The sequence below is a fragment of the Clostridium sp. 1001271st1 H5 genome, from assembly GCF_005845215.1.
In the GTDB taxonomy this organism is placed as follows: domain Bacteria; phylum Bacillota; class Clostridia; order Lachnospirales; family Lachnospiraceae; genus Enterocloster.
In genome coordinates this window covers 18047-29221 of the sequence record NZ_SPHO01000039.1, presented here as the reverse complement: position 1 = coordinate 29221, position 11175 = coordinate 18047, and the positions used below count along the sequence as shown (strand labels likewise).

Sequence of the window (11175 nt, the reverse complement as noted above, 5' to 3'; positions counted from 1 at the left end):
GCTTCCAGTCTACACCATGGGTTCTTTCTTTACAAGTTAGCCTCTGAACAGTAACCCGGACGGTGGGCAAAGGTAAGTACGAATACGGCTCCCAGAATCAGGGCAAAGCCCAGAAAATCAGGCAGTGTAAAGCGGGTTCCCAGCCAGAATACGGATATAATGACAGCGGACACCGGCTCCACGCTTCCCATAATGCTGCCCTTTAAAGGTCCAATCATGCTGACCCCCTGAAGATACAGGCCGAATGCAACGGCAGTGCCGACCACCACCACGCCCGCCAGGGCTCCTGCGGTGCCCGCATCCCAGGCAACCGCGTAATTCCAGGGACGCACCACGGCTCCCATGGCAATCCCGCCAAAGAACATGCCGAATCCCAGCACCTGATATATATCATACTTCAGGATAAGTCCGCCCGGTATAATGGTGTAAATCATGGAGCTGACAGCTGCCAGCAGGCCCCAGAACAGGGCTTCCCCTGTGATGTGAAAGGAGTGTATATCCCCGTGGGTGCCGATGACAAAGGTGCCCAGCAGGGACAGTGCGATGGCTGCCAGCTCCAGCCCCTTGGGAAGGCGCAGCTCCCGCATGCACACCACGGCCAGAATCAGGATAGGCGACAGGTACTGCAGCACGGTTGCCGTTCCTGCATTGGACGCCTGGATGGCCATAAAATATGTAAACTGGCAGAAGGTAATGCCGAAAATGGCAAAAGCCAGCAAATGGACGGTATCCCTTCTCTTTTGGAACACCCTCAGGTTTTCCCTGCCGTGAAGCTTAAACCCGGCCAGCACCAGTATGATGCCTGCAAAAAACAGCCTGACAGCCACCAGCCACGGGGCCTCGATTCCCTTTTGCTCAAATAAATACTGCCCGCAGCAGCCTGAAAATCCCCAGCAGGTTCCTCCCACCAGTGCCATTATGGTTCCTGCGGTCTGTCTCTTGTCATTCTTCATCTCACACATTAATCTCCTGCACCAATCATGTATCTATTTATACTTGGAAAATGCCTTATTGTCAATATTTTCGTGGGATTCACTATTTACGAATCCGGTTTTCTATACTATAATGAAGCATTGAAATGCATCTTACACCGCAGCCCGGTGTTTACATAATGGGAGGACGAAGAAATGGGATTCACATTCATCAATAAACTGCCTACACCGGCAGAAATCCGGGAACAGTTCCCGCTGGCTCCTGAGCTGGCAGAAATCAAGCATGCGCGGGACGAGGAAATAAAAAAGGTATTTACCGGTGAGAGCGACAAGTTCGTTGTCATCATCGGTCCCTGTTCTGCTGACAACGAGGAATCTGTATGTGATTACGCCGGACGCCTTGTGAAAATCCAGGAAAAGACAAAGGACAAGCTAATCATCATTCCACGGGTCTACACCAACAAGCCCAGGACCACCGGCGAGGGATATATGGGAATGATTCATCAGCCGGACCCGGAGAAGCGGCCCGATATGTTCGAGGGTATACTGGCCATCCGCCATATGCACATGAGGGTGCTGCGGGAGACAGGTTTTTCCACTGCCGACGAAATGCTCTATCCGGAAAACATGAACTATCTCTCCGACATGATGTCCTATGTGGCAGTAGGCGCCCGTTCCGTGGAAAACCAGTTCCACCGTCTGGTAGCCAGCGGCTGCGACGTGCCGGTCGGCATGAAGAACCCCACCAGCGGCGACCTGACTGTTATGCTGAATTCCGTGGTGGCTGCACAGCTTCCCCACGACTTCATCTTCCGCGGCTTTGAAGTACAGTGCCCAGGCAATCCTCTGACCCACACCATCCTGCGTGGCGCTGTGAACAAGAGGGGCCAGTGCAACCCCAACTACCACTATGAGGATTTAAAGCTTTTATTTGACCTGTATAACAAACGCGGGCTGCAGAATCCGGCCTGCATCGTGGACACAAACCATGCCAACTCCAACAAGCAGTATCAGGAACAGATTCGTATTGCCAAGGAAGTGCTCCACAGCCGCCGTCATTCCGGGGATATAAAGAACCTGGTAAAGGGCCTTATGATTGAAAGCTACATCGAACCCGGCAGCCAGAAAATCGGTGAACACTGCTATGGCAAATCCATCACCGACCCCTGTCTTGGATGGGATGATACACAACGGCTGTTGTATGAGATTGCGGATAACCTGGACTAAGAAAGTCATGGGCCGCGTAACATTCTAAACACATAAACAGGGCTCTGCATGCAGAAATCTCCCTCTGCATGGCAGGCCCTTTTTATTCTGAAAATCCTTATTCTGATTTGATTCCTATTCTGCTTCTGATTTGACTCTGATTTGATTCTGCTGCTTTCAGCTGAGGAATATCGTTGGTTCCTAGCTGGCCAGGGCCGTAATACCGAAATACGCCAGTACAATCACACCCAGAATGATTCTGTAGTATCCAAAGAACTTAAAATCATGCTTGCGTACATAGCTCATAAGGAACTGGATGGAATAAATGGAAACCACAAAGGCAATCAGCATTCCCAGTATGGTGTAGAATATCTGCGGGCCTGTGAAAACATTTCCTGCCAGGAAATACTTCACGATTTTTAACAGGCTGGCCCCAAACATAACCGGGATTCCCAGGAAAAATGAAAACTCTGCAGCGGCAGCCCTGGAACAGCCCAGGACCATGGCGCCCAGAATGGTAGAGCCGGAACGGGAGGTTCCCGGAATCAGAGCCAGCAGCTGCACCATGCCGATGAGGAACGCTGTCTTGGCTGAAATCTGTCCCACCTTGTTGAATCTGGGATTTGAACACACGCTGCTGTTCTCAAGCACGATAAAAAGTACGCCGTATACAATCAGGGCCGCTGCCACCACATAGGCATTGAACAGGTGGGCCTCCATCCAGTCATCCAGCAAAAGCCCCAGGATGGCTGCCGGAATACAGGCAATGATAATTTTAATCCACAGGGCCCATGTGGCGTCCTTCTGACGGCTGCTTTTACTTGGGCTAAAGGGATTCAGCTTATGAAAAAACATGACTACCACAGCCAGGATGGCACCCAGCTGAATCACTACCAGGAACACATCCTTAAACGCGTCCGGCTGGTTCAGGCGGATGATTTCATCCACCAGAATCATGTGGCCCGTGCTGCTGATGGGAAGCCACTCCGTAAATCCTTCCACAATGCCCAGTACAATGATTTTTAACACTTCAACTAAACTCATAAGCTCTCCTTACCGCAGACAGGCTCCATTTCCCGGCACCCTAAGGGTCCCTGCCCTGCTGCCCTCCGGCCGCACAAGCTCCTGCCTGCTGTACATTTTATGTATTCTTACTAAACCCTATACCTGTTTTATATATTCTCAATCTGCCAGTCAACAGGCATAAGGCCATGCTCTGTCAAAAATGCATTGGTCTTGCTGAAGGGCCTGCTCCCGAAAAATCCCCTGGACGCTGACAGCGGACTTGGATGGGGCGCCTCCAGAATCAGATGCCTGGGATTATTAAGCATTGCCTTCTTCGTCTGGGCAGGACGCCCCCATAAAATAAACACCATGGGCCTGTCCTGCTGGTTGAGAATGCCTATGGCTGCATCCGTAAATTTCTCCCATCCGATATCCCGGTGGGAATTGGCCTGGTGCGCCCTCACCGTAAGCACTGTATTTAACAGCATAACGCCCTGGTCAGCCCATTTCTTCAGATAACCGTTATTCGGTATATAACACCCTAAATCGTCGTGAAGCTCCTGATAGATGTTCACCAGGGAGGGAGGAATATCCACATCCGGCTTCACCGAAAAACACAGGCCATGGGCCTGGCCGTAATTGTGGTAAGGGTCCTGTCCCAGTATCACTACCTTCACGTCTGCCAGCGGTGTAAATGCAAATGCATTAAAGATATCATCCGGTTCAGGAAACACCCTTCTGGTCTCATATTCATGCTTTACTGTCTTATACAATTCTTTATAATAGGGCTTCTTAAATTCACTGCTCAAAGGCCCCAGCCAGTCATTGGTAATCGCGGCCATATCCTGCTTCTCCTTTTCTTTCACCATATAATTCACATTTTCATATTTTAGCATAGGAAACCGCAGGAAACAACGGATATCGACAAAATAATTTAAGAAAGAGGCCGGGACAGCAGACCGAAAAGGCCGGGTAAAAGGATTCGGGTTATTGGGTGCAAAAGCGCTAACATGAATAAACCAATTAAAAAATAGCCACTAAGGATGAAGTGACTATTTTTTCTTCCATTGTTCTTATCCGCGTGTACCGGGAAGAAACCAATTAAAAGCACCGGCTACATCCTGACTGCAATCCCTCTCCCCGCCAGGTACTCCTTAAGTTCCCGTATCTCCAGTTCCTTATAATGAAACAGGGATGCCGCCAGTGCGGCGTCTGCGCCGCCTTTAGTCAATGCATCATAGAAATGTTCCTTATTCCCGGCGCCTCCCGAAGCAATGACCGGCACGGATACATGGGAAGCAATGAGGGAGGTCAGTTCATTGTCATATCCGTTCTTGGTTCCGTCGCAGTCCATGCTGGTGAGCAGTATCTCTCCCGCTCCCAGGCGGTCTGCCTCCATGGCCCACTTAAGGGCATCTGTCCCCACATCCACACGTCCGCCGTGTTTGTAGATATTCCAGCCCTTTCCGTCCTCCCTGCGCCTGGCGTCTATGGCTACCACCACGCATTGACGGCCGAATTTATCCGCTGCATCACTGATAAGGCGGGGATTGTCAATGGCTGAGGAATTGATGGATATCTTATCCGCTCCCTCTCTGAGAAGCATGCGGAAATCTTCCACGGTGCGTATGCCGCCTCCCACGGTAAACGGAATAAAAACAGTCTCCGCCACCTTGCGCACCATATCCACCACGGTACGGCGGTTGTCTGAGGATGCCGTGATATCCAGAAATACCAGTTCGTCTGCCCCTGCCTTATCATAAGCCGCAGCTATCTCCACCGGGTCCCCGGCATCCCGCAGGTTCACAAAATTCACGCCCTTTACCACACGGCCATTGTTCACGTCCAGGCATGGTATGATTCTTTTGGTAAACATATCGCCTCTCCTGTCTCCTGTTTTATTTGGCTTGGCGCTGTCCCGGCACTCCTTCCCCGGACACCGCAGGACCTTCACAGTCCCATAAAATTCTTAAGAATGGCAAGTCCCACTTCCCCGCTTTTCTCCGGATGGAACTGACAGGCAAACACATTTCCCTGCTCCACTGAAGCGTGTATCCGGGTGCTGTACTCTGCGGAAGCCGCCACAATGTATTCGTCCCCTGCTTTCAGGTAATAGGAATGTACAAAGTAAACATAGGCTCCGTTATCAATCCCTTTAAACAGTTTTGCCCCCGGCCTTATATCCAGTGAGTTCCAGCCCATATGGGGAATCTTGAGCCCGGGATGCTCCGGTATCTTATATATTGTTCCCGGAAGAATCCCCAGCCCCGCGGCCCCGGGACTCTCATCGCTGCCTGCAAACAAAAGCTGCAGTCCAAGGCAGATTCCTAAAAACGGGGTTCCCTGGTCCACTGTCTCACGAATCACATCCGACAGACCATACTGCTCCAGCTTTCCCATTGCATCGCCGAACGAACCTACTCCGGGCAGGATAACCTTGTCCGCTTCCAGTATTGTCTTCCTGTCCCTGGTTATGACAGGCGTTTCCCCCAGTGATAACAGGGCTTTTTCCACACTGCGCAGGTTTCCTGCGTCATAATCAATGATAGCAATCATATATTCGACCTCGTTCCTATGATTTAATATTTTAGCATTGTAACGTGATAAAGGCAACCTGTTTTTGTAATCATTTTATATTGTTTCAGGAATTATCCCTTTCAGGAACTACTATTTTCAGAAATTATTAGTTTCTCTCTGCCAGGCCGCGGATAAAGGAAACTGAATCTGCCTGGATTCCCCCGGCCCGCTCTCCCATCTCCCGGGGCATCTGGTAAAATTGTCTGTTGACACGGTAAAATGCGGATTTACGGTTAAAAAATGCAATCTTCTCAAACGGCCACCGCATGACGGTAGGCGTCTTGAAGCCTTCCCCCAGTTCCAGAATAACCAGTTTGCGGTTCAGGGTTCCTGTCTGCCATTTCTTGTAGGCCTCCCACCTGGGCAGATAGCCTTCCTCGATATAGTTCTCTGCCTCAACCGTATTGCCTGTCAGGGGAGCCCTGCAATGGGGGCAGGTATCCTCCGGCACCTCCCCCTCCTCCCATATATCCTTGGTACAGGCTTTAGAGCACTGTCTCCAATGGATATTCCCGCAGGGAGCCACCACCCGTTTGCTGTCAAAATCCGTGTCATAGACAGCCCCGTCCGTCACAGTGGTTACCACATAATAATCCTTGTCCCTGACCAGGTCCCATAAGGCTTCGTAAGCAGCTTTCAGCTCCCTCTGAGCTTCGTCCGCCAGACAGCGCAGCCGCACATCCCTTCCATCGTCCTTTAATTTCCATTCCCCTCCGATGCCTATCAGTACCTTTTCTGCACCGGACAGTGCTTCTAACATTTCCTTTTTCTGCTGGTCCATATTCATTCTTCACTCCTGTCATTGGCAGAGCCGCCCTGGACCGGAGTGTGCCTGCTTTACCACTCCGGGCCCTGGCGCCCGTCTCATACTATCATACCATAAAATGCAGGACCCTTCAACGCTGCCGCCCCGGGACGGCCGGATATATATGCACCCCATAAGCCCATACCGCCCGCTGTTCTTGGTTGCATTTTCGCCGGACCTGCTATAAAATATAGAAAGCAAATACAGAAAAAGGAGCCTGTCAAAAGGCAGACCGGACCTGGATTCCGGCCTGGCGGCGCAGGCGAAGAGGTGAAGCAGCATCATGAAATCAGCACAAGACCTGAGAAGATTACTGGAATCCATTGACCGGAAGGGATATCCGGCCTATAAAGATACGCGGGGTTCCTATGACTTTGGGGATTATGTACTTTCCATCGACCATGTACAGGGGGACCCCTTTGCATCCCCTTCCAAATTAAGCGTATTCATTCCGCAGCAGCGGGCATCCTATCCCTGCGAATATTTCGACGCCCCCCACAAGCAGACTGCCCTGGAGGATTATCTGGTCAGACAGTTCTGCCAGGAAATCGCCAAATATAATTTCAAGGCAAAAGGTTCCGGCAAAAGCGGCCTGATTGCCACCAGCCATCCGGGACCTGAGATTCTGAGCCGGACAGCCTGTGAATGCAGCACCAGGGGCATCACAGCCCGCTTTGAAGCCGGTTTCCCGGCCAATGGCAGAACCATCAATTCCGGCGAGCTGGTTAAGATTCTGTTCGATTTCCTGCCCCGGTGCGTTAAAACTGTATTTTATTATAAGAGCAGGCCGGCCCGGGAAGTAAAGGACGTAGCCGACCTGGCGGAAGACCAGTATTTCATCCGCAGTGAGCTGGAACGCCTGGGACTGGTTTCCTTTGTTGCGGACGGCGCCGTCCTTCCCAGGGAAAGCGGCATTTCCAGCAGCCCCATGAAGGGCAGCGTTCCCTTCCAGTCACCGGATTCCCTCCGGCTGGAATTAAACCTTCCCCACCATGGCAGAATCACCGGAATGGGACTGCGCCGGGGCATTACCCTGATTGTAGGCGGCGGATATCATGGCAAATCCACCCTGTTGAAAGCCCTGGAGTCCGGTGTCTATAACCATGTGGCCGGAGATGGACGGGAATATGTCATCACGGATTCCACTGCCATGAAGCTGCGGGCAGAAGACGGCAGAAGTGTCCGGAACGTGGACATTTCCCTGTTCATCAACGACCTGCCCAACAAAAAGAACACCCATTGCTTCTCCACTGAGGATGCCAGCGGCAGCACCTCCCAGGCAGCTGCTGTCATTGAGGGGATTGAAGCCGGAAGCAGTGTATTCCTGATTGACGAGGATACCTCTGCCACCAACTTCATGGTCAGGGACGACCTGATGCAGAAAATCATCAGCCGTGACCAGGAGCCCATTACCCCCTTCATTGAAAGAGCCAGGGATTTGTATGAAAAATCCGGTATTTCCACTGTCATGGTGGCAGGAAGTTCAGGCGCTTACTTCTATATTGCAGATACCATCCTGCAGATGGACTGCTATGAGCCCTTTGACATCACAGATAAGACCAAAGCCTTTTGTTCCGGCTACGGCGTCGAACCCATTACTTCTGCCCCAGGCTTCCTTCTTCCCGCAGAGGGGCGCAGGCTATTGAGCAGTAAGGGCGGTTCCCAGACCGCATCCAGGAATTCCGCTGTTCCAAACCGGGGCGGTTACAGGGGCCGGGGTTCCCATGACGGGGGCCGGGACGAGCGCATCAAGGTCAAGGTATACGGCAAGGATTCCCTGCAAATCGGCAGGTCCCCTGTGGACCTCCGGTTCGTGGAACAGCTCGTTGATTCCGAGCAGACCAATACCCTGGCGCAGATGCTGCGCTACTGTGCGCAACACCAGCTCCTGGAGCGCTATACGGTGAAGGATACCGTCTCCCTGCTGCTTAAGGAGATACAGAAGGGCGGTCTGTGCGCCATGGGAGACAGCTCCTATGCGGCCTGCGGCCTTTCCATGCCGAGAATCCAGGAAATATACGCCTGCATCAACCGCTACCGCGATTAAATCCTGCCAATATACGTATTTATGGTATACGAAAGAAACAGCGCTTCCTCTGCCACCATGACAGCGGGCGCTGTTTCCTGCGTATCCCTCTCCTAATATTCCTTTCCGTCAAGAATCTCCAGATAGTCCTTCAGATTCTTCTCCAGCAATGCTGGCGTATCCAGATTATAAGGACATTTTCCCTTGCACTGGTTGCAGTGGAGGCACTGTTCAATCTTCTTCATATTCTCCTGGGCCTCTGGTGTCAGCCAGGCAGCGGAAGGCGCCCTGCGTATCATAAGGGACATCCTGGCGCAATTATTGATTTGGATTCCAACGGGACATGGCATACAGTATCCGCAGCCCCTGCAGAATTCACCTAAAAGCTCGTCCCTGTCCTTATCAATCAATGCCTGTATCTCATCTGACATCTGAGGCGGATTTCCCACATAGGACAGGAACTCATCCAGCTCCCCTTCTCTCTGGACCCCCCAGATTGGAAGCACATTGTCAAACTGGGCCAGATATGCGTAGGCTGCCCGTGAATTATTGATAAGGCCGCCGGATAATGCCTTCATGGCAATGAAACCCATGTCCGCCTTCCTGCAGCGCTCCACCAGTTCCAGGTCCTTATCCGTAGCCAGATAACAGAATGGGAACTGCAATGTCTCATAAAGACCGGAGTCAATTGCCTCCGCCGCCACTGCCAGCCTGTGGTTGGTGATTCCTATATGGTGTACCTTTCCCTGGGCCCTGGCCTCCAGAACAGCCTCATACAGTCCGGTTCCGTCTCCCGGCTTTGGACAGAAAGGCGGATTATGGAATTGATAAAGGTCCACATGGTCTGTTCTCAGGTTTTTCAGGGAAGTTTCCAGGTCCTCCCAGAATTTCTCTGCTGTCTTAGCCGCTGTCTTGGTTGCGATGAACACCTTATCACGTATTCCCTCAAGTGCAGCTCCTAACTTTTCCTCGCTGTCCGTATAATTCCTGGCTGTATCAAAGAACGTGATTCCCCCATCATATGCCTTCTTTATAAGGCGTACCGCGTCCTCCTCCGGTATCCTCTGGATAGGAAGGGCCCCAAACCCATTCTTATTCACAGTGATACCTGTTTTCCCTAGCGTGACTTCCACCATCTTATGTACCTCCTTCAGGCCTGTTGTTTTTTATCATTCTACCATAAAACAGCGGTCAACTACAACATGAGGAATCAAACAAAGCCTTCAAAAAACAGAAGCTGAAAGATAAATCAAAAAATAAAGTTAAAAAAATAAGAACGCGCAGATTTCCATCCAGGCGTCCTTATTCTCATATGGACTTACTGTATATACAGGATTACATAGCTCATGCACTGAGAGTCATGTCCCCTGCCAGCATTTCTTTTAAATCATCCATGGTCATGTCCCGTTCCTTTAGCATCTCGTTCACAACCTTAAATTCCTCCAGCTGGATATGTTCCATAAGAGCCTTTTCCTTTTCCCTCATGGTTTCCAGACAGCTCTCATACTGTGCTATGGATGCCTGTACATCCGCCAGCTCTCCCTGCAGTTTTTCAACCGGTGACTTTCTTACTCCCCGTGCCATAATCATGTGCTCCTTTTCTTCTTGATAATATCTGGTCTGAATCTGTTTCCGGGTATATACCCATAGGACAGGTCCATTTATTACCAGTATATGTAACCATATTTCAAAATATACATAAGCTGTTTAAAATCCTCTGTTGTTTTAGGTCCGCCGGCTATGGCGGCCTCTGGTTCCGGCCGGAACACCAATCCATTCCCATGCACTCGTTTTTTGGGACAATTCATGGTATAATATTTTTGTATGCTGTCTGACTGCCTGAAAGGAAAATAATGATGAATGAGAAAGATAACGGTCTGGATGTATGTCAAAATGAGGGCGGGGGATTACAGCGCCATAGCCGATGTGCACAGGGATGCAGGCAATATGGATGAGGCCCTGGCCTATTATGAGAAAGGTCTGAAAGCCATCCAAAAAGCCTGCGGAAAGGACTCCGCCTATACGGCAGTCTTTTTATGCGATATAGGAGATACGTACAAGAAAACAGAGGATTATGAAAAAGCCATGGAACATTACCGGCAGGCCCTTAAAATCCAGGAACACAACGGAAGCGACCTGACCTGGTCCTACATCCGTATAGCGCGGATTTACGATGCCCAAAAGGAGTATGAAACCGCTGAGGATTACTACACTAAGGCGTCCCTTTCAGAAACAGCGGACCCCTATGCAAAAGGGGTGGCCTTCTATAATCTGGGGCAGATGTACCAGGAGCGCGGCGAGCCTTCCCCGGCTCTCACCGCCCTTGATAAGGCGCTTAAACTCATTAACCAGGATGGGGATAATGCTTACGCTGAAGCCTGTGTCCAGAATACCCTGGTTTCCATATATGCCGAGTCCGGCCACAGCCTGGACAAGGCCATCCTGCATTCCGTTGCAGCATGCCGTCTGCTGGAAACATCCGGACTCCCTTCCAACAGCTACCGGGAGGACCTGGAACAATTCAAGGAGCAGCTGAAAGGGTATTGCCAGACAAACACCAGTAATATGAGTGATGAAGGATTCACGGCCTGGTATCAGGACCAGATAGATTCAGAATAAAACCA

General features: G+C 50.9%; 11 protein-coding genes. 3 read left to right on the top strand and 8 right to left on the bottom strand.

The genetic code is table 11. The annotated features are described in order from the left end of the window. Positions 1–29: 29 nt before the first annotated feature. Entirely contained in the window at positions 30–953 is a 924-nt protein-coding gene (locus FGS84_RS29645) for a DMT family transporter (RefSeq protein ID WP_171042745.1), read from the bottom strand. A gap of 174 nt (positions 954–1127) precedes the next feature. Here FGS84_RS29645 and FGS84_RS29640 point away from each other — a divergent pair, with 174 nt between their 5' ends. Beyond that, positions 1128–2159: a 3-deoxy-7-phosphoheptulonate synthase gene (locus FGS84_RS29640; protein WP_138311758.1), complete on the top strand. Its 1032-nt coding sequence runs from the start codon at positions 1128–1130 to the stop codon at positions 2157–2159. 180 nt (positions 2160–2339) lie between these two features. On the opposite strand, the gene FGS84_RS29635 is transcribed toward FGS84_RS29640, so the two are convergent. From FGS84_RS29635 to FGS84_RS29615, 5 genes are all read right to left on the bottom strand, one after another. Then, positions 2340–3182, bottom strand: a complete 843-nt coding sequence (locus tag FGS84_RS29635; protein ID WP_138311757.1) for an undecaprenyl-diphosphate phosphatase — start codon at positions 3180–3182, stop codon at positions 2340–2342. A gap of 128 nt (positions 3183–3310) precedes the next feature. Then, entirely contained in the window at positions 3311–3985 is a 675-nt protein-coding gene (locus FGS84_RS29630) for a uracil-DNA glycosylase (RefSeq protein WP_138311760.1), read from the bottom strand. Positions 3986–4257: 272 nt separating this feature from the next. Next, on the bottom strand, positions 4258–5019 hold the full coding sequence (gene hisF / locus FGS84_RS29625) for an imidazole glycerol phosphate synthase subunit HisF (protein WP_138311756.1): 762 nt from the start codon (positions 5017–5019) through the stop codon (positions 4258–4260). Between the two features lie 74 nt (positions 5020–5093). Next, the gene (hisH, locus tag FGS84_RS29620; protein WP_138311755.1) at positions 5094–5699 is read right to left on the bottom strand and encodes an imidazole glycerol phosphate synthase subunit HisH; all 606 of its coding nucleotides are present in this window, start codon (positions 5697–5699) and stop codon (positions 5094–5096) included. A gap of 127 nt (positions 5700–5826) precedes the next feature. Beyond that, positions 5827–6507: a hypothetical protein gene (locus FGS84_RS29615; protein ID WP_330641008.1), complete on the bottom strand. Its 681-nt coding sequence runs from the start codon at positions 6505–6507 to the stop codon at positions 5827–5829. A gap of 301 nt (positions 6508–6808) precedes the next feature. Here FGS84_RS29615 and FGS84_RS29610 point away from each other — a divergent pair, with 301 nt between their 5' ends. Then, on the top strand, positions 6809–8572 hold the full coding sequence (locus FGS84_RS29610) for an ABC-ATPase domain-containing protein (RefSeq protein WP_138311754.1): 1764 nt from the start codon (positions 6809–6811) through the stop codon (positions 8570–8572). A gap of 92 nt (positions 8573–8664) precedes the next feature. Here the strand turns inward: FGS84_RS29610 and FGS84_RS29605 are convergent, their stop codons facing one another. Beyond that, positions 8665–9687 (bottom strand): aldo/keto reductase, encoded by a 1023-nt coding sequence (locus FGS84_RS29605; RefSeq protein WP_138311753.1) that lies wholly within the window; start codon positions 9685–9687, stop codon positions 8665–8667. A gap of 208 nt (positions 9688–9895) precedes the next feature. Further along, positions 9896–10135, bottom strand: coding sequence for a hypothetical protein (locus tag FGS84_RS29600; protein WP_138311752.1), 240 nt, complete (start codon positions 10133–10135; stop codon positions 9896–9898). A gap of 276 nt (positions 10136–10411) precedes the next feature. Here FGS84_RS29600 and FGS84_RS29595 point away from each other — a divergent pair, with 276 nt between their 5' ends. Beyond that, entirely contained in the window at positions 10412–11170 is a 759-nt protein-coding gene (locus tag FGS84_RS29595; protein ID WP_138311751.1) for a tetratricopeptide repeat protein, read from the top strand. Positions 11171–11175: the final 5 nt, after the last annotated feature.